Origin of the sequence: Duganella sp. CF458 (genome assembly GCF_900113115.1) — a bacterium.
Lineage (GTDB): Bacteria > Pseudomonadota > Gammaproteobacteria > Burkholderiales > Burkholderiaceae_D > Rugamonas.
The window spans coordinates 336,038-361,409 of sequence record NZ_FOOF01000001.1 but is presented as its reverse complement, the minus strand read 5'-3'; the positions used below and the strand labels follow the sequence as shown (position 1 = coordinate 361,409).

The following is a 25,372-nucleotide window of genomic DNA, read 5'->3' as shown; positions in this document are numbered from 1 at the left end:
AATGAACGTACATATCCAAAACGGCCGACTGATCGATCCGGCCAACAAGATCGATTCCAAGCAAGACCTGTACATCGTGGATGGCAAGGTGGCCGCGATCGGCAGCGCGCCGGCCGGCTTCAAGGCCGGGCGCACCATCGACGCCGCCGGCAAGGTGGTGGCGCCGGGCCTGGTCGACCTGTCGGCGCGCCTGCGTGAGCCGGGCTTCGAATACAAGGCCACGCTGAAGTCGGAAATGCAGGCGGCAGTGCAGGGCGGCGTGACCTCCCTGGTGTGCCCGCCCGATACCGACCCCGTGCTCGACGAGCCGGGCCTGGTGGAAATGCTGAAGCACCGCGCGCGCGGCCTGAACCAGGCCCACGTGCATCCGCTGGGTGCGCTGACGCACGGGCTGAAAGGCGAAGCGCTGACCGAACTGGTGGAACTGACCGGCGCCGGCTGCATCGGCTTCTCGCAAGCCGAGACCCCGATCAAGGACACCACGGTGCTGCAGCGCTGCATGCAGTACGCCGCCACCTTCGGCTTCACCATCTGGCTGCGCCCGCAGGACGCCTACATCGGCCGCGGCGGCGTGGCCCACAGCGGCCCGCTGGCTTCGCGCCTGGGCCTGTCCGGCGTGCCGGTGATGGCCGAGACCATCGCCCTGCACACCATCTTCGAACTGATGCGCGCCACCGGCGCCAAGGTCCACCTGTGCCGCATGTCGTCCGCGGCCGGCCTGGAACTGGTGCGTGCCGCCAAGGCGGAAGGCTTGCCGATCAGCTGCGACGTGGGCGTGCACCACGTGCACCTGACCGACACCGACATCAACTTCTTCGATTCCAATGCGCGCGTCGACCCGCCGTTCCGCACCCAGCGCGACCGCGAAGCGATCCGCGCCGGCCTGCTGGACGGCACCATCGATGCGATGTGCTCCGACCACACCCCGTGCGACGACGATGAAAAGCTGCTGCCGTTCGGCGAAGCCTCGCCGGGCGCCACCGGCCTGGAACTGCTGCTGTCGCTGGCCATCAAGTGGGCCGACGACTACGCTGCCGCCCAGGGCAAGGACGACGCCCTGTCGCGCGCCGTGGCACGCGTGACCTGCGACGCCGCGCGCGTGGCCGGCCTGGCGCAAGCCGGCCAGCTGGGCGTGGGCAGCGTAGCCGACGTAGTCGTGTTCGATCCGGCCGCACGCTGGACCGTCACCGGCAGCGCCCTGGCCAGCCAGGGCAAGCACACCCCGTTCCTCGGCTACGAACTGGCGGGGCAGGTGCAGGCGACCATCGTTGCAGGCCAAGTCGCATATGAACGCAAACCCGGCTAAACGCAATCTCGACTGGCGCCTGATGCTGCGCATCGGGCGCATGGTGCTGCACCTGCTCGCTGGCATGGCGACTTGCGCTTTCATCTTCCCTTTTATCGGGACCGAACAGCGCAACGGCCATATCCGCCGCTGGTCGCGCCAGCTGCTGGCGATCTGCAACGTCAGCGTGCAGATGACGCCGGGCAGCGCGGTGCCGCTGGAGCGGGGCATGATTGTCTGCAACCACGTCTCGTGGCTGGACATCTTCGTCATCAATGCACTGTATCCTTGCCGCTTCGTGGCGAAGTCGGAGATCCGCGACTGGCCGCTGGCCGGCTGGCTGGCGGCGCAGGCCGGCACGGTGTTCATTGCGCGCGGCAACAAGCGCGAACTGCGCAATATCTTCAAGGGCCTGGTGCATGCCTTGCAGGATGGCCAGCGCGTAGCATTCTTCCCCGAGGGGACCACGGCGGCGCAAGGCACGCTGCTGCCGTTCCACGCCAACCTGTTCGAGGCGGCAGTGGATGCCAAGGTGCTGGTGCAGCCGTTCGCTTTATCCTATGTCGATCCAGCGGGCCAGGCGCATCCCTCGGTCGACTTCATCGGCGACATGACTTTCGCGCAAAGCGTGATCAATATCCTCGATGGCAAGCCGGTGCGGGCACGCCTGGCCGTGCTGGCAGCGATGCCGGGCGAAGGCGCCCATCGCCGCGAACTGGCGGCGGCAAGCCATGCGGCGATCGGCGCCGCGCTGGGCATCGTGCCGGAGGCGCAATCTTTACAGGAGCAATCAGCATGACCAGGATCAGTGTGCTGGCAGCCTGCCTGCTGTTGGCGGCCTGCAGCGGCGACACCTTCACCAATGCCAAGACCCTGCGCACGCAGGCGACGGAAAGCCTGGCGCAGAAGAACTATGGCATCGCGGCCGACAAGGCGTACGCCGCCACGCTGAAGGCGCCGAAGGAAGCGGAGTCCTATTTCCTGCTGGCGCAGGCGCAGGCGCAACTGGGCCGCAAGAATGCCGCCATGGCTGCGCTGGAGACGGCCATCGTGAACGGTTTCACGGATGAAGAGGCGATCAAGGGCAGCAGTAACCTGGAGCCGCTGCGCAAGGCGGAAGCCTACCGGGAACTGATGGCGGCCACGTTTGCGCCGGCCGCTGCAGCGCCGGCCGACGGCGCAGCGCCCGCCGCAGCGGAAGGCGGCGGCGAAACAGGCCAGGCCGACGGCCAGGCACAGTCGCAGGCTTCAGCCCCGGCCGAAGGCACCTCCAGGCATTAAACCGAGCGGTATTCCGGGCAATCGACCTGCAGCAGGCTGCGGTCGTCGAGGCAGACGGCCGACAGCTTGCCGCCCCACACGCAACCGCTGTCGAGTGCGATCAGGCGCGGCATGATGCGCAGGCCCAGCGCCGACCAGTGGCCGAACACCACGCTGGTATCGCTGGTGCGGCGGCCCGGCACGTCGAACCACGGCATCAGGCCGGTCGACGGGTCGGCATGCGCCGATTCCTTCATCTTGAAGTCCATCACCCCTTCGGCGCTGCAAAAGCGCATGCGGGTCAGGGCATTGACGATGCAGCGCAGGCGCGCGGCGCCGCTCAATTCATCGCTCCAGCGGTCCGGCTGGTTGCCGTACATCTCGCGCAGGAAGCCGACCCACTGCTCGCCGCGCAATGCCGCCTCCACTTCGCCGGCCAGTTGCAGGGTCTGCTGCGCCGTCCATTGCGGCAGTACGCCCCCGTGCACCAGCAGGTGGCCAAGGCGCATCATGGCCATCGGGCGCAGGCGCAGCCAGTGCAGCAAGGCGTCGCGGTCGGCCGCAGCCAGGATATGCTCGATGGTGTCCGAGCTCGATTCGGGGCGGATGCCGTTGGCCACCGCCAGCAGGTGCAGGTCATGATTGCCCAGTACCGCGTCGATGCGGCCGTCGCTGCCCTGGCTGAGCGCCTGGACGTAGCGCAGGGTGGACAGGGAATCGGGACCGCGGTTGATCAAGTCGCCGCAAAACAGGATGGCTGGCGGTTCATGGCCGGCGGCATGTTCGGTGTCCAGGATCTTTTCGACCAGGCTGACGGTCTCGCCATGGCAACCCTGCAGGTCGCCCACTACATAGGTTTTCATCCCCATAGGATAGCGCAGGATCAGCGCGGCCGGCGGTACGCAGCGCCCGACTAAAAGTATCAATTGGTAAGTAAAGGCCCCGATCACAACGGCCCAGGCTAGAATTTCCCGTCCCGCCCCGTGCATACGGTACAATCGCCGCTTAGCGTGCGAGCAATCTTTCTTGCTGCGCTGCGACAATGGCGGCTGGCTCACTATACTGATAAGAACAAATGTTTTCCTTCCTCGTGAGCTTTTTCACGTCAGCACTCTTGACCCTGTGGGTTATCAAGGAAGTGCGCTTGCATGGCCCCGCGCTGGACACTGATTTCGGCGGCGTGCAAAAAGTGCATGCCCACCATGTGGCCCGGATCGGCGGCCTGTCGATTTTCCTGGCGGTTGCGCTGAGCGCCTGCGTGTCGGTGTGGCGCGTGCCGGTCATGACAAGCTGGATGCTGTCGCTGATCATGTGCGCCATGTTTGCCTTCCTGGGCGGCATTGTCGAAGATTACACGGGCAAAGTCAGCGCGCGCCGGCGCCTGCTGCTGACCATGTTTGCCGCCTTGCTCGCCTATTTCCTGATGGATGCGCGCATCGACCGCATCGACTGGATGTTCTCGACCTCGCCGCTGCCCTACCTGTGGCTCACGCTGCCGCTGACGGTGCTGGCGGTGGCCGGCATTGCCAACGCCGTCAATATCATCGATGGTTTCAATGGACTGGCCAGCGTGGTGACGATTTGCATGCTGCTGTCGCTCGGTTATGTCGCGCTGCAGGTCAATGATATGTTCGTGCTGGTGGCGGCCTTGATGGTGGCCGGCGCCACGGCCGGCTTCCTGATCTGGAATTATCCGGTCGGCCTGATATTCCTGGGCGATGGCGGTGCCTACTTTATCGGATTTATGCTGGGCGAATTGGCCCTGTTGCTGGTAATGCGCAATCCACAGGTTTCTACTTGGTACGCGGTATTGCTATTAATATATCCGACCTTTGAAACCCTGTTCAGCGTATATCGCCGATTCTTCATTCGCGGCACTTCGCCGGCAATGCCGGACGGTATTCACCTGCATAGCCTGATTTTCCGGCGCGTGGTGCAGTGGGCGGTGGGCCGCAAGGATGCGCGCGCCCTGGTGCGCCGCAATTCCATGACCTCGCCCTACCTGTGGATGTTTTCGCTGATGGCGGTGATTCCGGCCACGGTATTCTGGCGCTACACCTGGGTCTTGATGCTGTTCTGCCTGTTATTTATAGCGAGTTATGTCTGGCTATATGCGCGCATCGTCCGATTTAAAGCGCCGCGCTGGATGATTCGACATAAGAAAATCCGATAAGCCGATTTCGTGTATATTCCCAAACATCGAAATTCAATAAAGGATATATCATGGACCTGTCGAATCTGGCGTCCCCTGAATTGCGCAACCTGCAAGAACAGATTAAGCGCGAGTTAAAGCAGCGCGAGGGCATGGATAAGCAAAAGGCACGCGAGAAGATTTTCGCGATTGCCCAGCAGGCAGGTGTGCCGCTCAAGGAATTGCTGGTTGGCTACCCAGGCACCCGCAACAAGGGCGGCAAGGTGGAAGCGCGCTATCGCAACCCCGCCAATACATCCGAGCAGTGGACTGGCCGCGGCCGCCAGCCGAAATGGGTCAAGGACTGGGTCGAGGGCGGCAAGTCGATTGACGACCTGCGCATCTGAGCCCGTTATTATTCTTCAATATTCGTCGTTTTCAGTTCTCTATGGTTGCTCTCTCTAAATCCATCTTCAAGGCTTACGATATTCGCGGCATCATCGGCAAAACACTGGACGAAGGCGTGGCGCGCGCGGTTGGCCATGCTTTCGGCCTGGCTGCCGCCGCCAAGGGAGAGCGCAGCGTCGTGATCGGCCGTGACGGCCGCCTGTCCGGTCCCGGACTGGTTGCCGCACTGGCACAGGGCCTGCAGGCCGCCGGCGTCGACGTGATCGACCTGGGCGTGGTGGCCACACCGATGGTGTATTTCGGCACCCAGGTGCTCGACAGCCGTTCCGGCATCATGGTCACCGGCAGCCATAATCCGCCGGACTATAACGGCTTCAAGATGGTGCTGAAGGGCGAGGCAATCCATGGCGATGCCATCACCGCCCTGTACCACGCCATCGAAGCGGGCTTGCGGCCGGCCGCCGCTGCCGGCAAGTACGGCAGCTACGATATCCGCGCGCAATACCTGCAGCGCATCATCGGCGACGTGAAGATTGCGCGCCCGATCAAGATTGCAGTCGATTGCGGCAACGGCGTGGCCGGTGCCTTCGCGGGCGACCTGTACCGCGGCATGGGCTGCGAAGTGGTTGAACTGTTCTGCGAAGTCGATGGCACCTTCCCGAACCATCATCCGGACCCGGCCCACCCGGAAAACCTGCAGGACCTGGTCAAGGCGCTGCAGGACACCGACGCTGAAATCGGGCTGGCGTTCGACGGCGACGGCGACCGCCTCGGCATCGTGACCAAGGATGGCCAGATCATCTTCCCCGACCGCCAGCTGATGCTGTTCGCGGAGGATGTTTTGTCCCGCAACCCGGGCGAGCAAATCCTGTACGACGTGAAATGCACGCGCCACCTGGCCGCGTACATCGAGAAAGCAGGCGGCAAGCCGCTGATGTGCAAGACCGGCCATTCGCTGGTGAAGGCCAAGCTGAAGGAAACCGGCGCCCCGCTGGGCGGTGAAATGAGCGGCCACGTGTTCTTCAAGGACCGCTGGTACGGCTTCGACGACGGCCTGTATGCCGGCGCACGCATGCTGGAGATCCTGACGCGTCATGCCGATCCTTCCGCGCTGCTGAATGCACTGCCCAAGTCGGACAGCACGCCGGAGCTGCAACTGCAACTGGACGAAGGCGAAAATTACGCGCTGATGGCCAAGCTGGCCGCCGAAGCAAAGTTCCCGGGCAATGAGCGCGTGATCGATATCGACGGCCTGCGCGTGGAGTATGCCGACGGCTTCGGCCTGGCGCGTTCCTCCAACACCACCCCGGTGATCGTGATGCGCTTCGAGGCCGAATCGCCGGCTGCGCTGGCGCGCATCCAGGGCCAGTTCCGCGACGTGATCCTGGCAGCCAAGCCGGATGCGAAGCTGCCGTTCTAAATGAATATCCTCCTGGTACGCGTCTCTTCGCTGGGGGACGTGCTGCACAATATGCCCATCGTGGCCGACATCAAGCGCCACTTCCCCGACGCGAACATCGACTGGGTGGTGGAGGAAGGTTATGTCAGCCTGGTGCGCCTGAACCCGATGGTGCGCACTATCCTGCCGTGGGGCCTGCGCCGCTGGCGCAAGAGCCTGGGCAGGAAGGAAACCCGCGCCGAGATCGGCGCCTTCTTCAGCAAGCTGCGCGAGGTGCAGTACGACTATGTGTTCGACACCCAAGGCCTGCTGAAGACCGGCATCGTCATGGGCGCTGCGCGCGGCAGGAACAAGGTCGGCCTGGCCAACGGCAGTGAAGGCTCGGGCTACGAAGGCATCTCGCGCATCTTCCACAGCAAGAGCATCCCGCTCGACCCGCGCACGCATGCGGTGGCGCGCGGCCGCCTGGTGGTCGGTGCCGCGCTGGGATTCAAGGTCGACTATCCGGCCGACTTCGGCCTGCCGGAAGTGCCGGCCGACCAGCCGCGCCCGGATTGGATGGGCGAAACGCCGTATGCCGTGTTCTTCCATGGCACGGCACGCGACGCCAAGAAATGGGCGCCGGCCAACTGGATTGAACTTGGCAAGGCGCTGGCGCCGATGCCGGTGCTGCTGCCATGGGGCTCGGACAAGGAAAAGGCGGAGGCCGAAGCGCTGGCCGCCGGCATGCCGAATGCCCGCGTGCTGCCGAAGCTGTCAATGTCCGACGCCGTGATGCTGGCGCGCCGCGCCGCGCTGGCGGTGGGCGTGGATACCGGCCTGACGCATATCGCTGCGGCTTTCTCGCGCCCCGTGGTGGAGATCTATGCCGATTCGCCGCGCTGGAAAACCGAAGGCAACTGGTCGCCGCGCATCATCAACCTTGGCGACAAAGGCGCGCCGCCCGGCGTGGCTGACGTGCTGGCTGCGGCCAAGAGCCTGCTCTGAGCATGCGCCTCTTTTACACTTTCATGTGGTGGTTGGCCTTGCCGCTGGTGCTGGGCCGCCTGTGGTGGCGCGGCCGCAAGGAACCGGGCTACCGCCAGCATTGGGGCGAGCGCCTGGGCGTGTATGGCGCGCGCGCCGCCAACGACGAACCTGCCACCATCTGGGTGCACGCAGTCTCGGTCGGCGAGACGCGCGCCGCAGAACCGCTGGTCGATGCCCTGTTGAACAAGCACCCGCAGGCGCGCATCGTCCTGACCTGCATGACCCCAACCGGCCGCGCTACCGGCAAGAGCCTGTTCGGCAAGCATGGCGCGCGCGTGGTGCAATCCTACCTGCCATACGATATGCCGCCGCTGGTAGCGCGCTTCATCCGCCATTTCGAGCCGCGCGTCTGCATCCTGATGGAGACCGAAGTGTGGCCGAACCTGATCCTGCAATGCCAGCGTGACAAGGTGCCGGTGGTGCTGGCCAACGCGCGCCTGAGTGAGCGCTCGCTGGGCAAGGCGCAGCGCTTCGGCAAAGTGATACGCGATGCAGCGCAGGGCATCACCCTGGTGGCGGCACAGACCGAAGCCGATGCGCTGCGCATCCGCGAACTGGGCGCCGCCAATGTGAACGTGACCGGCAGTATCAAGTTCGACGTGGTGATTCCGCAAGCCGCGCTGGCAACGGGCGCGCAACTGCGCCGGCAGTTCGGCGTGCGCCCGGTCTTCCTGTGCGCCAGCACGCGCGAAGGCGAGGAAGGCATGATCCTGGAAGCGTTCCAGGCGGCGCGCGCATCGCTGCCGCCGGACTTGCTGCTGCTGATCGTTCCGCGCCACCCGCAGCGCTTTGACGAAGTGGCGGCAATGGTGGCGGAACGCGGCCTGTCGCTGCGGCGCCGTTCGTCGCTGACGGCAGCCGGCGCCAGTGTTGATCCTTCCGTCGAAGTGGTGCTGGGCGATTCGATGGGCGAGATGTTTGCCTATTATTCGGCCTGCGACCTGGCGTTCATCGGCGGCAGCCTGCAGCCGCTGGGCGGCCAGAACCTGATAGAGCCGGCTGCGCTGGGCAAGCCGATCATCGTCGGCGAGCATACCTTCAATTTCGCGCAGGCCACCGAAGACTGCCTGCAGCAAGGCGGCGCAGTGCGGGTGCCGAACAGCGATGGCCTGATGCACCAGGCCGCGCGCCTGCTGGCTGATAGCACCGCACGCGGTGCGATGGGCGCGCATGCCCTGACCTTTGCCAATACCCACCGCGGCGCCACCGCACGCACGATTGCATTGCTTCCGGATTTGAAGTGACAAATGTCATGACGAAGTCATGGCATTTGATTCTGGTGCGAGCGAACTGCAGGCCGGATACTGCGTTCACCTGAACACAAGGAGACCGCAAAAATGCAATCGTTCCGCAAGCTGTTGATCGCCGCCAGTCTGGCCAGTGCCCTGCCTGCCATGGCAGCCGAAACCACCCTGATCAAGGACGTCCGCGTTTTCGACGGGCAGAAAGTGCATGCCATGCGCAGCGTGCTGCTGGAAGGCGGCCGGATCGCAAACGTCGATTTCAAGGGCAAGGCGCCCGCTGGCGCGAAAGTGGTCGAGGGCTCCGGGCGCACGCTGATGCCGGGCCTGATCGATTCCCACACCCACAGCTTCCAGCACCTCGAGCTGCCGTTGGTGTTCGGCGTGACCAGCGAGCTCGATATGTTCACTGCCGTGCCGCTGTTGCAGGAAATGAACGGCCGCATGCAGCGTGGAGAAAACAAGGATCGTCCGGACATCATCTCGGCCGGCATACTGGCCACCGTGCCGGGGGGGCATGGTACCGAATACGGCATGCCGATCCCCACCCTGAGCAAGCCGGAAGAAGCGCAGCCCTGGGTCGATGCCCGCATTGCCGAAGGCTCTCACTTCATCAAGATCGTGATGGAGCCGGGCCGGACGGGACATCCGGTGCCGAGCCTGGAGCGCGCCACCGTGAAGGCGCTGATCGCGGCTGCCCACAAGCGTGGCAAGCTGGCGGTGGTGCACATTTCCAATCCGGAGGATGCGCGCAGCGCACTGGAAGAAGGCGCCGATGGCCTGGTGCACCTGTTCGGCGGCGAGTCGATTGCGGACGCCGACCTCAAGTCCTTCGTCAAGCTGGCGCACGATCGCAAGGCCTTCGTCATCCCGACCTTCAGCGTGCTCGAGAGCGTATCGGGCCTGAAGGAAAAGGACGTACTGGAAGACAAGCAGATGATGGCCCTGCTGACAAGCGACCAGATTGCGCCGCTCAATTCCCCGTACGGGAAAAAGGAAATGGCGCAACGCCTGAACGCGACCAGGTCGGCGGTCGCCGCACTGCGAACGGCCGGCGTGCCGGTGCTGGCCGGCACCGACGCCGGCAACGGCGGGACCCAGGCCGGGGCCAGCCTGCACCATGAACTGCTGTCCTTGACCGAGGCCGGCTTGACGCCGCTGGAAGCGCTGCGCGCCGCCACGTCGGTGCCGGCCAAGGCTTTCCGCCTGGCTGACCGCGGCACCATTGCCAAAGGCGCCAAGGCCGACCTGGTGCTGGTTGAGGGCGACCCGAGCCGGGACATCACGGCCACCCGCAATATCGTGGAGGTGTGGAAGGATGGCGCCACCGTGTCGGCACGCCGCAAGGCGCAGCAGGAATTGGTGGCCAAGGAGCTGAACACGCCGAAAGGCGCGCCGCTGGCGCTGCCTGCGGACGGCATGATCAGCATGTTCAGCAAGGACAAGCTGGCCAGCCCGTTCGGCTCCGGCTGGGTGCCGTCCAACGACGCCTTCCTGGGCGGCAAATCGACGGTGAACCTGGAATACGCAGGCGAGAACGCGGTCAACGTGAAGGCGAGCGTGCAGCAGGGCTTCGCCTTTCCATGGGCCGGTATCGCTTTCATGCCCGGCAGCCAGCCGTTCCAGGCGGCGAACCTGAGCGCCGCCAAAACCTTGCGCTTCCGCGTCAAGGGCGACGGCCAGGGCTACCAGGTGGGGATCATGCACGGCAGTGCGCGCATTCCGGTCTACCAGCAGTTTGCCGCCGGTGCGGACTGGCAGGAAGTAGCGATGCCGATGGCCAGCTTCGCCGGGGTCGATACCAGCGCGATCACCCTGATCATGTTCAATGCGGGCCCCAAGATTGGCGACTATCAGTTCCAGATCGCCGACGTGCGGTTGACCAACCAGTAAAGGAATCAGCATGCTCCAGGCAAGGCGGTGGCTCAAAGGTCCCTGGGTGCCGCCGCACCTTGGCAAGGCGCCTTACCTGTGGCTGCTGTCGCTGAACTTCTTCCTTTGGAAGTACTTCTACATCCAGCCCACGCTGCTGGAGCTGGGCATGCTGGCACTGTCGATCACCGTCTTCGTACCCATGTATTTCGCCAGCTACTGGCTACGCAACCGGCGCGCCGTTGCGCTGTTGCTGGCGACTGTCGCCCTGGGATTCGCCTGGGCACCATTCAATTTCGGCGCCTGCACCTTTTTCATCTTTGCCTGTTCGATGTGTGCGGCGCTGGAGCAGCCGCGTCACGCCTACTTCGGGATAGGAATGATCCTTGGCGGCGCCGCGCTGGTGTCGCTGGCAGTCGAGTTGCCCCTGACTTTCCTGCTGCCGGCACTGGCGGTGGGTGCGCCGGTGGGCATCGCCAGTGTGATGGATGCGCGCGTGCGCCGCTCGGGCCAGCAGCTGCTGCGCAAGCAGGAAGAAGTCGAGCACCTGGCCCGCATCGCCGAACGCGAGCGCATCTCGCGCGACCTGCATGACCTGCTGGGCCACACCTTGTCGCTGATCGCGATCAAGGCCGAACTGGCAGGGCGCCTGCTGGAGCGCGATGCGGCGGCGACGGCGAAGGAGATCAAGGATATCGAAACCACCGCCCGCCACGCGCTGGCCGAAGTGCGCAGCGCCGTCACGGGCTTTCGCCAAAGCGGTTTCGCCCAGGAGCTGGCGCAGGCGCGCGCAGCGCTTGCCGCCGCCGGCGTGGAGCTCGATGCGGACGTGCATTCCTTCCCGATGCCTGCGACGGTGGAAAATGTGCTTGCGCTTTCCTTGCGCGAGGCTGTCACCAACATCCTGCGCCATGCCAGGGCTACCCGCTGCCAGGTCAGCGTAAGACAGGGGGGCGGGCAGGTCGTCTGCCATATCAGCGACGACGGCAGCGCGCCGGTCGACCGCGATGCGCTGGCGAGCGGCAATGGCCTGCGCGGCATGCGTGAGCGCGTCATGGCAGCGGGCGGACGCCTGGCCCTGGAGGCCGGGCCAGGCGGTCCCGCGGGCGGCTTGGCGCTGGAATTACATTTACCGATGGGAGCTGTTGCATGATCCGGGTACTGATTGCCGAAGACCAGTCGATGGTGCTGGGCGCCCTGGCTGCGTTACTGAAGCTTGAGCCGGACCTCGATGTGGTCGGCCAGGCGCGCAACGGACAGGAGGCGTTGGCGCTGTGCGAAGCGCTGCATCCCGATATCGTGTTGACCGATATCGAGATGCCGTTGATGACTGGCCTCGAACTGGCAGCCGTACTGGCCGAGCGTGGCGCTGCGGCGCGCGTGGTGATCGTCACGACCTTTGCCCGCTCAGGCTACCTGCGGCGGGCCATGGCGGCCGGCGTGCGCGGGTATCTGCTGAAGGACGCACCGTCCGAATCGTTGGCCGCCGCCATCCGGAACGTGCATGCCGGCGGCCGCGCCATCGCGCCCGAACTTGCGCTGGAGAGCTGGGGCGGCGGAGCAGATCCATTGAGCGAACGCGAACGGCAGGTGCTGCGCATGGCCGGCGAAGGCCGCAGTGGCGCGGAGATCGCACGGCAATTGAGCCTGTCGGAAGGCACGGTGCGCAACTACCTGTCCGAAGCGATCAGCAAGCTCAATGCCGGCAACCGCGTGGAAGCCTTCCGCCTGGCCCGCGAGGCCGGCTGGCTTTAGTTTGCCACGACCCCGATGATCGGCCCCAGGTTGGCGCGGCTGTCGTTGCGGCCCAGCGCCGGGGAGTACAGCGAGGAAATCGAACCGTCCAGGTAGAGGGCGTCGCGGCACTGCAGGGTGTCGCGGAAATACCGCGCAAAGTCATGCAAGTTGACCGGGTCTTCGCTGATGACGAAGATTGCCTTGCCATCGATGGCGCATACGCCGTTGCGGATATGGCGCGAACTGGAGCCGGGCACGAACAAGGGGTTGATGATTCCATGCGACACCAGCATCGGCCCCGACTGCGTTGCCAGCTGCGCCGTCGGCGACAAAGCCGGGTATCCGGACGACTCCACGACGTGGGCGCCGGCTTCATTGACCAGGAATACGCCGTTGGGGCGCATGAAGAAGTTGCCCTTGCCCGGCGCCAGGTTCAAAGGGGCGAGTTCGATGCCGTCGGCGACCAACAGTCCCACCGGCGCGTAGTCCGCATGGTACATGCCGGCATTCATGCCGAATGCGAGGCGCTGGCCGCGCTTGCCCAATGCGGCAGCGAGTCGCTCCAGCCGCTTGTACGGCCGGCCCTGTTCATCGTTCAGGAACAGCTGCAGCCGTTCGCGCAGCGGGTCGACCGTGACGACGGTAAAACGCGGCTCGCCGGCGCGGATCGTGCCGCAGGCTGCCAGCGATGCAAGCAGCAGGGTGGCTGGCAGGCGCACTACGTGAACAGGGGAGGGAGCTCCGCGGCGCGCTTGCGCAGCAGCTGCTTGGCTTCCTCGTATTGCGGATAGATGCGCCCGACATTGGCCCAGAAACGCGCGCTGTGGTTCATTTCCAGGATGTGCGCCAGTTCGTGTGCCACCACGTAATCCACCAGCGGCAACGAGAAGTGCATCAGCTTCCAGTTCAGGCGGATGGTGCGCTGTGCGGTGCACGAGCCCCAGCGCGTGTCGGCCGAGGACAGCGAGAATCCCGCATACTGCACGCCGAGGCGCGCCGCATACAGGTCCAGCCGCTGCTGGAACAGGCCTTCCGCCTGGCCCTTGTACCAGTTCTTGACGCGCTCCTTGAGCAATTGCTCGGTGGCGCCTTGCACCAGGCCCATGGACAGCTCCATCGCTGCCGGGTCGAACTCGGTGCGGTTGCGCGGGGCCTGGTACAGGCGCAGCGTGATTTCCTCCCCCAGGTAGGGCAGCCTGGCGCCGTCATCCCACACGATGGGGGGCTTCTCCAGGCGCGCGGCACGGCGTTGGCGGCGCTCATCGAGCTTGGACAGGATCCAGTGCTGCTTGGCGCGGATGGCATTGTCGATATCGGCCAGCGAGCAACGCTTGGGCGCCGTTACATACAGGCCGGTATCGTCGACGGTAAAACCGATCGAGTGGCGCGCCGAGCGCTTCAGCACATATTCGAGGATGTATTCGCCGACCAGCAGCTGCCGCTTGTCCTGGTCACCGGTCAGCGGCGGGGTGGTCGATTCGGGACGGCGCAATTGCACCGGAGGGCGCAGCAGGTTCACTGCCGCGGGAGCGGGAACGGGAAACGGAGACGAAGGCGCGGCCGCTGGCGGCGGCGCCTCCTGTTGCGCTTCAGCCTTTTCGGCTAGCCAGCGCTGTAGGCGTGGGGCGAAATGACGCGCATTTCTGATTCGATCCACTGTTCCACCTGCTCCATCAATTCGTCCGGAGATTTACCTTCCGACGAAATCGGTTTGCCAACCGACACCGTGACGGTGCCCGGCTTCTTGATAAAGGAATTCTTTGGCCAGCATTCGCCCGAGTTCAGGGCGATCGGCACGACCACTGCACCGGTTTCCACTGCCAGGCGCGTGCCGCCGCTTTTGTACTTGCCTTGCTGGCCGACCGGAATGCGGGTCCCTTCCGGGAACATGATAATCCATTGGCCGTCTTTGAGTCGACGCTTGCCGTGCGCTACAACGGATTTGAACGCATTCTTGCCCTGCTTGCGGTCGATCGGGATCATGCGCAGCAGCGCGATGCCCCAGCCGAAGAAGGGGATGTACAGGATTTCTTTTTTAAATACAAACACCAGCGGGCGTGGCAGGTTCGCCAGCAGGAAGATGGTTTCCCACGCCGACTGGTGCTTGGACAGGATGATGGCCGGGGCATCCGGGAAGTTCTCATAGCCCTTGAACTGGTAGTTGATGCCGCAGATCCATTTGGCACACCAGACGATGAAGACATTCCAGCGTGAGGTCACGAAATAGCGTTTGTTGTATGGCAGCGGCGCTGCCAGCATGCAGACTGCAGACCAGATGACCGTGGCAACGGCCATCACAACCATGAACAGGGCGGAACGCAGGAACAGAACGAAATTACGCAACGACAGTCTCCAATCAATCGGCTTTTAAGATGTAGTCTACAGTGGCCGCCAGGTCGGGAAAGACCTGGGTGCCGGGTGGCAGGCCGCCGGTGGCATGGGTCTTTTCGCCCTTACCGGTCAGCACCAGGAAAGGCACGCAGCCGCTGATGAAGCCGGCCTGCAGGTCGCGCAGCGAGTCGCCCACGGTCGGCACGCCTTTCAGGCTGATCTCGAAGCGTTTCGAGATTTCCGTGAACATGCCAGGTTTTGGCTTGCGGCAGTCGCAGTTGTCGGCCGCCGCGTGCGGGCAGAAAAAGATGGCGTCGATATCGGCGCCAACCTGCTGCGCCAGGCGGTGCATTTTCTGGTGGATCGCGTTCAGGGTGTTGATGTCGAAATACTGGCGGGCGATGCCCGACTGGTTCGACGCAATCACCACGCGATAACCCGCCTGGTTCAGGCGGGCGATCGCTTCCAGCGAACCGGGGATGGGGATCCACTCGTCCGGCGACTTGATGAAGTCGGGGGAATCGTGGTTGATCACGCCATCCCGATCCAGGATGATCAGCTTGGTCGGCTGGCTCTGTGGCATATCAGGCCGCCAGTTTGGAAATGTCGGCCACGCGGTTCATCATGCCGTGCAGGGAAGACAGCAGCGCCAGGCGGTTGTTGCGCAGGGCGATGTCTTCGGCCATGACCATCACGTCGTTGAAGAAGGCGTCGACTTCTTCCTTCAGCTGCGCCAGGGTCTTCAGGGTGGCGCTGAAGTCGCCCTTGGCCCATGCCGCGTCCACTTCCGGTGCCACGCGGCCCATCGCCGCATGCAGGGCTTTCTCGGCTGCGTCCTGCAGCAGTTCAGCCTTGACGGTGCCTGCCTGCGCCAGCGCTTCCTCGTTTTTCTTCAGGATGTTGGTGATGCGCTTGTTGGCGCCGGCCAGCGAGACCGCTTCCGGCAGGGCGGCAAAGGCTTGCACGGCTTCCAGGCGCTGCACGATGTCGTCCAGGCGGTCGGGGTTCTGCGCCACCACGGCTTCGATCTCGTTCACGCTGAAGCCGCGCTCGCGCAGCATGCCGCGCAGGCGGTCCATCATGAAGGCCGTGACCTCGGCGGTCGGATCCTTGAAGTTCGGCACGGCCGCGAACTGCGCGGCGGCGTCGCCCAGGAGGGCCGAGATCGACAGCGGCAGGCGCTTTTCCACCAGCATGCGCAGCACGCCCAGGGCGTGGCGGCGCAGCGCGAACGGGTCCTTGTCGCCGGTTGGCTGCAGGCCGATGGCCCAGATGCCGACCAGGGTTTCCACCTTGTCGGCCAGCGCCACGGCGGTGCCGGTGGCGGTGGACGGCAGGCTGTCGCCGGCGAAGCGCGGCTGGTAGTGCTCGGAGGCGGCCAGCGCGACATCTTCGTGCTCGCCGTCATGGCGGGCGTAGTAGGTGCCCATGACGCCTTGCAGCTCAGGGAATTCGCCCACCATATCGGTCAGCAGGTCGGCCTTGGACAGGCGTGCCGCGCGTTCGGCCAGCGCCTTGTCGCCGCCCAGGCGGCCGGCGATGGCCGCTGCCAGCGAGGTGACGCGCTCGGAGCGTTCGGCCTGGGTGCCCAGCTTGTTGTGGTAGACCACGTTCTTCAGCAGCGGCAGGCGCGATTCCAGCGACTTCTTCTTGTCCTGCTCGAAGAAGAATTTGGCGTCGGACAAGCGCGGGCGCACCACGCGCTCGTTGCCGCCGATGATGGCTGCCGGCGTGTCGGTCGCAATGTTCGACACGATCAGGAAGCGCGAACGCAGCTTGCCGTTGGCGTCGGTCAGGGCGAAGTATTTCTGGTTGGTCTGCATGGTGAGGATCAGGCATTCCTGCGGCACGGCCAGGAATTCTTCCTCGAAATGGCACTCGTACACCACCGGCCATTCAACCAGGGACGACACTTCCTCCAGCAGCGCCTCAGGCATCAGCACCTGGTCGGCGCCCGCTTTTTCGAGCAGGGCAGCGCGGATGGCGTCCTTGCGCGCGTCGAAGCCTGCGACCACCTTGCCGGCATCCGCCAGGGTGGCTGCGTAGGATTCGGCGTCGGCGATAGTCACGTCGCGTTTGCCCGGTGCGGTCAGGAAGCGGTGGCCTTCGGTCTTGTTCGATGCGGTCAGGCCCAGCAGGGTCAGTGGCAGCACGGTAGCGCCATGCAGGGCGATCAGTGCGTGGGCTGGGCGCACGAACTGCACGGTCTCGCCGTCCGGGCGCTGGTAGCTCATGATCTTGGGGATCGGCAGCCTGGCGATGGTTTCGTCCAGCGCCGCTTGCGCACCAGTTTGCAGGGCGGAGCCGGCGGCTAGTTTGGTGTAGAAGAAGCTTTCGGCCTTGCCGTCCTGGGCGCGTTCCATGTCGGTCACTGCAATGTGGGCCAGGCCCATGGCAGCCAGCTTCTTGGTCAGCGGAGCGGTCGGATTGCCGTCGGCGTCGAGCGCGATGGCGACCGGCAGGATTTTTTCGCGTACCTGCTTGTCGGGCGAGGTGGCGCGCACCTTGGTGATCGACACGGCCAGGCGGCGCGGCGTGGCATAGGTGGTGGCGACGCTGTCCTCTTCCAGGAAGTCGCGCGATTTCAGGCCGTTGACGATGCCGGCGGCGAAAGCGGCGCCCAGCTTGGACAGGGCTTTCGGCGGCAGTTCTTCGGTCAGCAGTTCGATGAGCAGGGTCTGATTCATGTTCGGTATTCTTTTATTTGGCGACCATCGGGAAGCCGAGGCGTTCGCGGGACTCGTAGTAGGCCTGGGCGACCATGCGCGACAGGGTGCGCACGCGGCCGATATAGGCGGCACGCTCGGTCACGGAAATGGCGCCGCGGGCGTCCAGCATATTGAAGCTGTGCGAGGCTTTCATGATCTGCTCGTAGGCCGGCAGGACCAGTTGCAGTTCGATCAGGCGCTTGGCTTCCGATTCGTGGTTGGCGAATTGCGCGAACAGCAGGTCGGTGTTGGCGTGCTCGAAGTTGTAGGTGGATTGCTCCACTTCGTTCTGGTGGAACACGTCGCCATACTTCAGCTGCTTGCTAACCCCACCTTCTTGCCATTCGGTCCAGACCAGGTCGTAGACGTTTTCAACGCCCTGCAGGTACATGGCCAGGCGCTCAAGGCCGTAGGTGATCTCGCCCAGCACCGGTTTGCAATCGAGGCCGCCGACTTGCTGGAAGTAGGTGAACTGGGTCACTTCCATGCCGTTCAGCCAGACTTCCCAACCCAGGCCCCAGGCGCCCAGGGTCGGGCTTTCCCAGTCGTCTTCCACGAAGCGCACGTCGTTCTGCTTCAGGTCCAGGCCCAGCGCGGCCAGGGAGCCCAGGTACAGGTCCAGGATGTTTTCCGGCGCCGGCTTCAGGACCACCTGGTACTGGTAGTAGTGCTGCAGACGGTTCGGGTTTTCGCCGTAGCGGCCGTCTTTCGGACGGCGCGACGGCTGGACGTAGGCCGCACGCCAAGGCTCAGGGCCGATGGCGCGCAGGAAAGTACCGGTGTGGAAGGTGCCCGCGCCGACTTCCATGTCGTACGGCTGGAGCAGTGCGCAGCCCTGCTTGTCCCAATAGGTTTGCAGGGTCAGGATAATTTGTTGAAATGTCAGCATCGTGGTCGTTGGTGGCGCCCTGGGCGCGAGCGTTATCGGTTCGCTAAAACGGCTCATTTTAGCGGTTTTTGCGGCGAACCTGTAGAGTTTTGCCCGGCCCGCTGGGCGTTTGATCCATATCAAAGCTCGTGCCTGCTGGCCGAACCTGGTACCCGCCTGGCCGTCCAACCCGCATGGACACGCCGAATGCCGACTACGACTCCGTCTGGAAACAGGCAATCGAACGCTACTGGCCTGATTTTACGGAACTTTTCCTGCGCGAAGCGTGGGGCTGCCGCGCTGCGCCTGAGGGGATGGACCAGGAGCTGGACAAGTGCACCCGCGACAGCAAGCTGGGCCTGTTCCGGGTCGACAAGCTGCTCCGAGCGCCCGGCGCCGATGGCCAGCCTTGCCTTTGGCATCTCGAAATCCAGGTCGCCCGGCAGCGGGGCTTTGTCGAGCGCATGTTTGTTTGTCAATATCGGCTCTACGACCATTTCCACCTGCCGGTACGTAGCATTGCAATCCTCGGCGACCCCAGCCCGACTTGGACGCCCAACCGCTTTGAGCTTTGCTCGGGCGGAACCCGGCTTTCATTCGAGTTTGACATTATCAAACTGCGCGATTTTGATGAGCGATTGGCTGAACTTCTGCTTAGCGATAATGTGTTTGCCTGGTTGACGGTGGCGCATTTGCTCACACTTCGCACACGCCGGGAACCTGAGGACAGGATGCTTGTCAAAGGTAGTCTGCTGACCGGTCTCCGCTCGTGCGGTTGGGAAGAGCAGAAGTTTCGCGATGTATTTGATCTCATCGACCGAATGATGAGATTGCCGAAAGTGCTGCAGTACATGCTTGAGCAGCAGCAGGAATTTTTCGATGGGAGGCAGGACATGGCCTGGAAATATCTATGGGAAGAGCGCGCCGAGGAACGCGGGCTGCAGCGAGGAATTGCAGCAGGCTTGGAGCAGGGGCTGCAGGCGGGCCTTCAAGAAGGCCGGCAAGAAGGCTGGCAAGAAGGCAGGGAAGAAGGCAGGGAAGAAGGCAGGGAAGAAGGCAGGGAAGAAGGCCGCCTGGAAGGCCGCATGATTGCCATGCGGGAATTGCTTTGTGCGCAGCTGAGCCAGCGCTTCGGACAATACGATGAGGACGTGGATAGTCGCATTGGAAATGCGACTATCCAGGAATTGGAGGGCTGGATCCTGGCGGTGGTGACCGCCGGGACCATCGACGAGGTGTTTTAGGCGCGGCGCTGGCGCGACCACAGCCAGGCTGCCCCGATTGACAGCGCGGCAAGCGCGAGGAACAGCTTGTTCTGCAGCTTGATGTAAGGCGTATCGCCCGACATGCCTTGCACCGTTGTGCTCAACACACCCGGTTGGCGGTAAGGCAGCGCGTGCGCCACCTCGCCGCGTGGGGAGATCACGACCGTGGCGCCGGTATTGGTTGCGCTCAGCATTGGCCGGCCCGTTTCGAGCGCGCGCATCTGCGACATCTGCAAGTGCTGCGGAATGGCGATCGACTCACCGTACCAGGCCAGCTCGGACACGTTCAGCATGACGGTGGCGCCGGTCAGCGAAATCTGTTCCGCAATTTCTTCGCCGAACACATTTTCGTAGCAAATGTTCGGCAGCACTTTCTGGTCCTTCACCGGAAACGGCGCCTGGATGACCGCGCCGCGCGTCTGGTCGCCCAACGGGATCTGCATCAGGTTGGTGAACCAGCGGAAACCGGTAGGAATGAATTCGCCAAACGGCACCAGATGGTGCTTGTCGTAACGGTAGGTGCTTGCCGCCAGCGTCGGCGGCAAGCCCAGCACGCTGTTCGAATATTCCATTCCATTCGTCATTGGGATGCCCAGCACGATATGGCTGCCGGTGCGGCGCGCGAACTGGCCGTAGGAATCCAGGTAGCCCGGCGGCAGTTGCGAGGCGAACAGCGGCACGCCCGTTTCGGGAATGGCGATCAGGTCGGCCGGTGCCGCAGTTACCTGTTGCTGGTACATGCGCAGGATATCGCCCAGATGCTTGATATCGAACTTGTTCTGGAGCGCCACGTTGCCTTGAACCAGGCGCACCGACAGCGGTTTGCCCGACGGCGCGGTCCATGCGATCCGGCCCAGCGCAAAGCCGCCGATCCAGATGGCCGCTACCAGGGCAGTCGCCTTGTAGCGCAAAGGATGCATCAGCAGCGGCAGCGCGCCGGCGCTGATGGCAGCCAGCCAGCTGATGCCATATACGCCCAGCACGGGAGCGTAGCCGGCCAGCGGCGAGGTATTGTGTGCGTAGCCCGCGGTGACCCAAGGGAAGCCGGTAAACAACCAGCCGCGCAGGAATTCAAACAAGGCCCAGAAGGCCGGCAGCACCAGCAAGGTGGCAGCCGGCAGGGGGAGCGGCCAGCGCTTGCGCAGCCAGGCGGTAGCCGCCACGGCGCCAGAAGCATACAAGGCCATCGCCGCTGCCAGCAGGGCGATCGATAGGGCAGCGAGAGGCGCCGGCATGCCGCCGAAACGGTTGATCGCGATGTACAGCCAGTGGAAACCGGCCAGGCACCAGCCGAAACCGAAAGCCCAGCCGACCAAGGCGGAAGCGCGCACGCCATCGGCGCGCAACGCCTGGTACACCAGCACCGCCAGGGAAAGGATCTGCAGCGGCCACCAGCCGAACGGCGCAAATGCAAACACGCCAAGCGCGCCGGCGATGGCTGCGATCAGCATGCGGCTACGGGTAGAGCGGGGTGGGGCAGGCGGTTCGCCTGCCTTGGTCTTACGCCAACGCATCAGTCCTGCTCGTCCAGGGAGGCGGGCAGTTTCTCAACCGTCAGCACATGGACCTGGCGCGCGTCGGCGCGCAGCACTTCAAAGCGCAAGTTGGCGATGTCGAATGTATCGCCCTTGTGTGGCATGCGGCCCAGGTGTTTGGCCACCAGGCCGCCGATGGTGTCGACATCCTCGTCGGCCAGGTCGGCATCCAGCTCTTCGTTGAACTGTTCCAGTTCGGTCAGCGCCTTGATGCGCCAGCGCGGGCCGATCTTGCCTTCCTTGATGGAGAGGATATTGTCTTCTTCTTCGTCGAAGTCGTATTCGTCCTCGATATCGCCGACGATCTGCTCCAGCACGTCCTCGATGGTGATCAGGCCGGCTACGCCGGAATACTCATCGACCACGATGGCCATGTGATTGTGGTTGGCGCGGAAATCGCGCAACAGCACGTTCAGGCGTTTCGATTCGGGGATGAAGATTGCCGGGCGCAGCATGTCGCGCACGTCGAACGATTCTTCCACGTAGTAGCGCAGCAGATCCTTGGCCAGCAGGATGCCGACCACCTTGTCGCGCTCACCTTCGATGGCAGGGAAGCGCGAGTGGGCCGTTTCCAGCGCCAGCGGGATCCATTCCTCGATCGGTTTGGTGATATCGATGACGTCCATCTGCGAGCGCGGGATCATGATGTCGCGCGCCGACAGGTCCGACACCTGGAACACGCCTTCGATCATCGACAGCGCGTCGGCATCGATCAGGTTGCGTTCATGGGCGTCGTGCAGGACTTCAAGCAGCTCCGAGCGGCTCTCGGGCTCAGGGGAAATCAGGGCGGTGAGTCGCTCGAACAGCGACCGGTGTGGTTTAGCGTCATTCCTGACGCTACTAGAGTGCTCTTGCATAATTGGCATGAAAGCCGTCGTTCCGAAGTGCTATAGCATACACTAAACGGCCGAGTCCCGGCCGAAATTATCAGATTGGAAACTCATGCAGATCAGTGCAGTCACGTATGGCTCCGACCAGCGCGGCCTCGTCTGCGGTTACCTGTTCGGGCGCGGCCCGCAACCGCTGCCGATCGAAGCCGCCGAGGCCGAACAGTGGCTGCGTGACCCTGCCAATCCACCTGGTGAATTCCTCTGGCTGCATTTCAATCTTGCCAACACCGCCAGCGAAAAATGGATGCGCGAACATGCCGTGCTGGCCAATGAATACTACGACAGCCTGCACGAAGAGGGCGCGCGCTCGACCCGCATCGTGCGCGACGCCAGCGGCAAGGATCGTGACGGTGCTGGCGCTGCCGATCAATATCATCGCGGGCTTGCTGGGGATGAATATCGGCGGCGTGCCACTGGCAGGCGACCAGGCCGGCTTCTGGATCATCGCCGGCATCGCTTTGCTGTTTACCGTGGTGGCGGGCGCCTGGCTGTTGCGCCAAAGGAGCGATTAGTAAGGATCGGCATAACCGAGACCGGTGACAATCTCGGTCTCGATGCCTTCCATCTCGGCCGCTTCCTGGTCGTCCTCGTGGTCGTAGCCCTGGGCGTGCAGTACGCCGTGCACGATCAGGTGGGCGGTATGTTCTTCCACGGTTTTCTTCTGTTCTGCGGCTTCACGCTGCAGCACGTCGGTGCACAGGATGATGTCGGCGCGGGTCGGCTCGTCCTCGGCCACTTCCTCGCCTTCGTTGTAGGCGAAGGTCAGCACATTGGTGGCGTAGTCCTTGCCGCGGTAGTCGCGGTTCAGTTCCTGGCCTTCTGCCGCAGCGACGAAGCGGATGGTGAGTTCGGCCGGTGCGAACAAGGCGGCCTTGACCCATTTGCGGATCATCGGGCGGGTGATTTCCTGCTGCAGGCGCGGGTCTGCGTATTGGACGGAAAGGGTCAGTTTATTTTTTTCGGACATTGCGCACAGCTTTCACAGCGGGTTTGACGGTTTGCAACAGGGGAGCGATTTCGGCGCTGGCTTCCTGCGCGCTCTCGTAGGCATCGACGATGCGCGCCACCAGCGGATGGCGCACCACGTCGGCGCTGGAGAACTGGCTGAAGGCGATGCCGCGCACATTGCGCAGCACGTGCATGGCGTCGACCAGGCCGGACCTCTGGTGCTTGGCCAGGTCGACCTGGGTCACGTCGCCCGTCACCACGGCCTTGCTGCCGAAGCCGATACGGGTCAGGAACATCTTCATCTGTTCGACGGTGGTGTTCTGGGCCTCGTCCAGGATCACGAAGGCGTGGTTCAAGGTGCGGCCGCGCATGTATGCCAGCGGCGCAATCTCGATCACCTGCTTCTCGAACATTTTCTGGGTGCGGTCGAAGCCGAGCAGGTCGTACAGCGCGTCGTACAGCGGGCGCAAATACGGGTCGACTTTCTGCGCCAGGTCGCCCGGCAGGAAACCCAGGCGCTCGCCCGCTTCCACGGCAGGGCGCGTCAGGATGATGCGCTTGACGGCGTCGCGCTCCAGCGCATCGACGGCGCAGGCTACAGCCAGGTAAGTCTTGCCGGTGCCGGCCGGACCAACCCCGAAGCTGATGTCGTGGTCGAGGATGTTGCGCAGGTAGCGGATCTGGTGCGGCGTGCGGCCGCGCAAGTCGTTGCGGCGCGTCTTCAGCAGCGGGCTGGTGATGTCCGGCTCGTGGAAGGGCGGTTCTTCGCCGGCCGGACCGAAATCGTCCGGCGCTTCGCTGGCACGCTGTTCGACCAGGGCCAGCTGCACTTCCTCCACCGGCACCACCTTGTCGGCGACGGCGTAGAAGCGCTCGAGGATGGCAACGGCGCGTTCGGCGTTGGTGCCGCTGACGATGAACTTCTCGCCGCGGCGGAAAATGGTCACGTCCAGCGCCGCGGAAATCTGGCGCAGGTTCTCATCGAGCGGGCCGCACAAATGGGCCAGGCGCGTGTTGTCCAGCGGTTCTGGAACGAAGTAGTGCGGTTGCACCGGGGTTTTTGTTTTCAAAGTATCGCTTCTCCGCGCAGGGAGTAATCCAGGCTTTCAGTGATGCGCACGCTGACCAGCTGGCCAACCAGGGCTTGCGCATTGGCGCCGCCGTCGAAGTGGACGGTGCGGGTATTGCTGGCGCGGCCCTGCATGTCATTGCCGCCGCGCTTGGACGGGCCTTCCACCAGCACCTGCATGGTCATGCCGACCATGGCGGCGCTGTGGCGCCTGGTGTTCTCGTCGAACAGGGCTTGCAGGCGCTGCAGGCGGGCCGACTTCACGTCGGCCGGCGTATCGTCGGCCAGGTTGGCGGCCGGGGTGCCGGGGCGCTTGCTGAAAATGAAGCTGAAGCTGTTGTCGAAGTCGACGTCCTGAACCAGCTTGACCATGGCTTCGAAATCCTCGTCGGTCTCGCCGGGGAAGCCGACGATGAAGTCCGAGGAGATCACCACGTTCGGGCGCACCGCGCGCACCTTGCGGATGATGGACTTGTATTCGATTGCCGTGTAGCCGCGCTTCATCGCGCCCAGGATCCTGTCCGAGCCATGCTGGGCCGGCAGGTAAAGCTGGTCGGCCAGTTTCGGGATCTTCGCGTAGCAGTCGATCAGGCGCTGCGTGAATTCCTTCGGGTGGCTGGTGACGAAACGGATGCGCTCAATGCCCGGGATCTCGGCCACGTATTCGATCAGCATGGCGAAATCGGCGATGCTGCCGTCGGCGGTCACGCCGCGGAATGCATTCACGTTCTGGCCAAGCAGCATGACTTCCTTGACACCCTGCGCCGCCAGGCCGGCGACTTCGGTCAGCACGTCTTCGAAGCGGCGCGACACTTCCTCGCCGCGGGTGTAGGGCACCACGCAGTAGGAACAGTATTTGGAGCAGCCTTCCATGATCGAGACATAGGCGAAAGCGCCCTCCACGCGTGCCGGCGGCAGGTGGTCGAACTTTTCGATCTCGGGGAAGCTGATGTCGATTTGCGGCTTGCCGGTGTGGCGGCGCAGTTCGATCATCTTCGGCAGGCGGTGCAGGGTTTGCGGGCCGAACACCACATCCACCAGGGGCGCGCGCTTGACGATGGCTTCGCCCTCTTGCGAGGCGACGCAGCCGCCCACGCCGATCACCAGTTCCGGCTTGGCTTGCTTGAGCTTCTTGAAGGTGCCCAGGTCCGAAAACACCTTTTCCTGCGCTTTTTCGCGCACGGAGCAAGTGTTCAGGAGGATAACGTCGGCGTCTTCCGGGGATTCGGTGCGTACCAGTCCCTCGGACGCGCCGAGCAGGTCTGCCATCTTGTCCGAGTCGTACTCGTTCATCTGGCAGCCGAAGGTTTTAATGAATACTTTTTTCTGCATACCCGCAAGTTTACCGTAAATCGCCAAGCAGCCCTTGAAATCGGGCGCTGCGGGTCCTAGAGTT

Annotated in this window: 25 protein-coding genes and 1 pseudogene; 13 read left to right on the top strand and 13 right to left on the bottom strand. The window is 63.8% G+C overall.

Annotation, left to right across the window (positions count from 1 at the left end):
• Position 1 precedes the first annotated feature (1 nt).
• The 3 genes from BM269_RS01620 to BM269_RS01610 are packed head-to-tail and all read left to right on the top strand — an operon-like array spanning position 2 to position 2,566.
• Positions 2-1,306 (top strand): dihydroorotase, encoded by a 1,305-nt coding sequence (locus BM269_RS01620; RefSeq protein WP_090434991.1) that lies wholly within the window; start codon positions 2-4, stop codon positions 1,304-1,306.
• Positions 1,287-2,084 (top strand): lysophospholipid acyltransferase family protein, encoded by a 798-nt coding sequence (locus BM269_RS01615; protein WP_229204453.1) that lies wholly within the window; start codon positions 1,287-1,289, stop codon positions 2,082-2,084. The genes BM269_RS01620 and BM269_RS01615 overlap by 20 nt, the downstream gene beginning before the upstream one ends.
• Positions 2,081-2,566, top strand: coding sequence for a hypothetical protein (locus BM269_RS01610; RefSeq protein ID WP_090434988.1), 486 nt, complete (start codon positions 2,081-2,083; stop codon positions 2,564-2,566). The genes BM269_RS01615 and BM269_RS01610 overlap by 4 nt, the downstream gene beginning before the upstream one ends.
• On the opposite strand, the gene BM269_RS01605 is transcribed toward BM269_RS01610, so the two are convergent.
• Positions 2,563-3,408, bottom strand: coding sequence for a symmetrical bis(5'-nucleosyl)-tetraphosphatase (locus BM269_RS01605; RefSeq protein WP_090434986.1), 846 nt, complete (start codon positions 3,406-3,408; stop codon positions 2,563-2,565). The genes BM269_RS01610 and BM269_RS01605 overlap by 4 nt on opposite strands.
• Positions 3,409-3,620: 212 nt before the next feature.
• Between BM269_RS01605 and BM269_RS01600 the strand changes: the two genes are divergently transcribed.
• The 8 genes from BM269_RS01600 (at position 3,621) to BM269_RS01565 (ending at position 12,380) form a co-directional block, all read left to right on the top strand.
• Positions 3,621-4,718: an MraY family glycosyltransferase gene (locus BM269_RS01600; RefSeq protein ID WP_090434983.1), complete on the top strand. Its 1,098-nt coding sequence runs from the start codon at positions 3,621-3,623 to the stop codon at positions 4,716-4,718.
• 50 nt (positions 4,719-4,768) lie between these two features.
• Positions 4,769-5,083 carry an H-NS histone family protein gene (locus tag BM269_RS01595; protein ID WP_090434979.1) on the top strand — a complete coding sequence of 105 codons (315 nt, stop codon included), beginning with the start codon at positions 4,769-4,771 and terminating at the stop codon, positions 5,081-5,083.
• A gap of 41 nt (positions 5,084-5,124) precedes the next feature.
• Entirely contained in the window at positions 5,125-6,504 is a 1,380-nt protein-coding gene (locus BM269_RS01590; RefSeq protein WP_090434976.1) for a phosphomannomutase/phosphoglucomutase, read from the top strand.
• The gene (gene waaC / locus BM269_RS01585; RefSeq protein ID WP_090434973.1) at positions 6,505-7,470 is read left to right on the top strand and encodes a lipopolysaccharide heptosyltransferase I; all 966 of its coding nucleotides are present in this window, start codon (positions 6,505-6,507) and stop codon (positions 7,468-7,470) included.
• A gap of 2 nt (positions 7,471-7,472) precedes the next feature.
• Positions 7,473-8,756, top strand: a complete 1,284-nt coding sequence (waaA, locus tag BM269_RS01580; protein ID WP_090434970.1) for a lipid IV(A) 3-deoxy-D-manno-octulosonic acid transferase — start codon at positions 7,473-7,475, stop codon at positions 8,754-8,756.
• A 93-nt stretch (positions 8,757-8,849) separates the two neighbouring features.
• Entirely contained in the window at positions 8,850-10,646 is a 1,797-nt protein-coding gene (locus tag BM269_RS01575; RefSeq protein WP_090434967.1) for a CIA30 family protein, read from the top strand.
• Positions 10,647-10,656: 10 nt separating this feature from the next.
• The gene (locus BM269_RS01570) at positions 10,657-11,778 is read left to right on the top strand and encodes a sensor histidine kinase (protein WP_090434964.1); all 1,122 of its coding nucleotides are present in this window, start codon (positions 10,657-10,659) and stop codon (positions 11,776-11,778) included.
• Positions 11,775-12,380: a response regulator transcription factor gene (locus tag BM269_RS01565; RefSeq protein ID WP_090434961.1), complete on the top strand. Its 606-nt coding sequence runs from the start codon at positions 11,775-11,777 to the stop codon at positions 12,378-12,380. The genes BM269_RS01570 and BM269_RS01565 overlap by 4 nt, the downstream gene beginning before the upstream one ends.
• On the opposite strand, the gene BM269_RS01560 is transcribed toward BM269_RS01565, so the two are convergent.
• The 6 genes from BM269_RS01560 to glyQ are packed head-to-tail and all read right to left on the bottom strand — an operon-like array spanning position 12,377 to position 18,290.
• Positions 12,377-13,081 carry a phosphodiester glycosidase family protein gene (locus BM269_RS01560; RefSeq protein WP_090434958.1) on the bottom strand — a complete coding sequence of 235 codons (705 nt, stop codon included), beginning with the start codon at positions 13,079-13,081 and terminating at the stop codon, positions 12,377-12,379. The genes BM269_RS01565 and BM269_RS01560 overlap by 4 nt on opposite strands.
• Complete coding sequence (locus BM269_RS01555) at positions 13,081-14,019, bottom strand: M48 family metallopeptidase (protein WP_090434955.1); 939 nt, start codon at positions 14,017-14,019, stop codon at positions 13,081-13,083. The genes BM269_RS01560 and BM269_RS01555 overlap by 1 nt, the downstream gene beginning before the upstream one ends.
• Entirely contained in the window at positions 13,965-14,705 is a 741-nt protein-coding gene (locus tag BM269_RS01550) for a lysophospholipid acyltransferase family protein (RefSeq protein WP_090434953.1), read from the bottom strand. The genes BM269_RS01555 and BM269_RS01550 overlap by 55 nt, the downstream gene beginning before the upstream one ends.
• A 13-nt stretch (positions 14,706-14,718) precedes the next feature.
• Complete coding sequence (gene gmhB, locus BM269_RS01545) at positions 14,719-15,276, bottom strand: D-glycero-beta-D-manno-heptose 1,7-bisphosphate 7-phosphatase (protein ID WP_090434951.1); 558 nt, start codon at positions 15,274-15,276, stop codon at positions 14,719-14,721.
• Position 15,277: 1 nt separating this feature from the next.
• Positions 15,278-17,380 (bottom strand): glycine--tRNA ligase subunit beta, encoded by a 2,103-nt coding sequence (gene glyS, locus BM269_RS01540; RefSeq protein WP_090434948.1) that lies wholly within the window; start codon positions 17,378-17,380, stop codon positions 15,278-15,280.
• 13 nt (positions 17,381-17,393) lie between these two features.
• A complete protein-coding gene (gene glyQ, locus BM269_RS01535) occupies positions 17,394-18,290 on the bottom strand; it encodes a glycine--tRNA ligase subunit alpha (protein ID WP_090434946.1) in 897 nt (298 codons plus the stop codon).
• A 173-nt stretch (positions 18,291-18,463) separates the two neighbouring features.
• Between glyQ and BM269_RS29335 the strand changes: the two genes are divergently transcribed.
• Entirely contained in the window at positions 18,464-19,513 is a 1,050-nt protein-coding gene (locus BM269_RS29335; protein ID WP_090434943.1) for a Yae1 family protein, read from the top strand.
• On the opposite strand, the gene lnt is transcribed toward BM269_RS29335, so the two are convergent.
• The 3 genes from lnt to BM269_RS30095 all read right to left on the bottom strand — a co-directional run bounded on the left by lnt (position 19,510) and on the right by BM269_RS30095 (position 22,335).
• Complete coding sequence (lnt, locus tag BM269_RS01525; RefSeq protein ID WP_090434941.1) at positions 19,510-21,048, bottom strand: apolipoprotein N-acyltransferase; 1,539 nt, start codon at positions 21,046-21,048, stop codon at positions 19,510-19,512. The genes BM269_RS29335 and lnt overlap by 4 nt on opposite strands.
• The gene (locus BM269_RS01520) at positions 21,048-21,926 is read right to left on the bottom strand and encodes a CorC family transporter (protein ID WP_090434938.1); all 879 of its coding nucleotides are present in this window, start codon (positions 21,924-21,926) and stop codon (positions 21,048-21,050) included. The genes lnt and BM269_RS01520 overlap by 1 nt, the downstream gene beginning before the upstream one ends.
• Positions 21,927-21,996: 70 nt before the next feature.
• Positions 21,997-22,335, bottom strand: a complete 339-nt coding sequence (locus BM269_RS30095) for a hypothetical protein (protein WP_307152298.1) — start codon at positions 22,333-22,335, stop codon at positions 21,997-21,999.
• Between BM269_RS30095 and BM269_RS30090 the strand changes: the two are divergent.
• Positions 22,301-22,471 (top strand): annotated as a pseudogene (locus tag BM269_RS30090) (CorA family divalent cation transporter); the annotation flags it as partial. The gene BM269_RS30095 and the pseudogene BM269_RS30090 overlap by 35 nt on opposite strands.
• Here the strand turns inward: BM269_RS30090 and ybeY are convergent.
• Genes ybeY through miaB form a run of 3 tightly spaced genes read right to left on the bottom strand, consistent with a single transcriptional unit; the run spans position 22,468 to position 25,308 of the window.
• Positions 22,468-22,926, bottom strand: a complete 459-nt coding sequence (ybeY, locus tag BM269_RS01510) for an rRNA maturation RNase YbeY (RefSeq protein WP_090434932.1) — start codon at positions 22,924-22,926, stop codon at positions 22,468-22,470. The pseudogene BM269_RS30090 and the gene ybeY overlap by 4 nt on opposite strands.
• A complete protein-coding gene (locus BM269_RS01505) occupies positions 22,910-23,977 on the bottom strand; it encodes a PhoH family protein (RefSeq protein ID WP_090434929.1) in 1,068 nt (355 codons plus the stop codon). Before BM269_RS01505 ends, ybeY begins: the two co-directional genes overlap by 17 nt.
• Positions 23,974-25,308, bottom strand: coding sequence for a tRNA (N6-isopentenyl adenosine(37)-C2)-methylthiotransferase MiaB (miaB, locus tag BM269_RS01500; protein WP_090434926.1), 1,335 nt, complete (start codon positions 25,306-25,308; stop codon positions 23,974-23,976). Before miaB ends, BM269_RS01505 begins: the two co-directional genes overlap by 4 nt.
• Positions 25,309-25,372 lie beyond the last annotated feature (64 nt).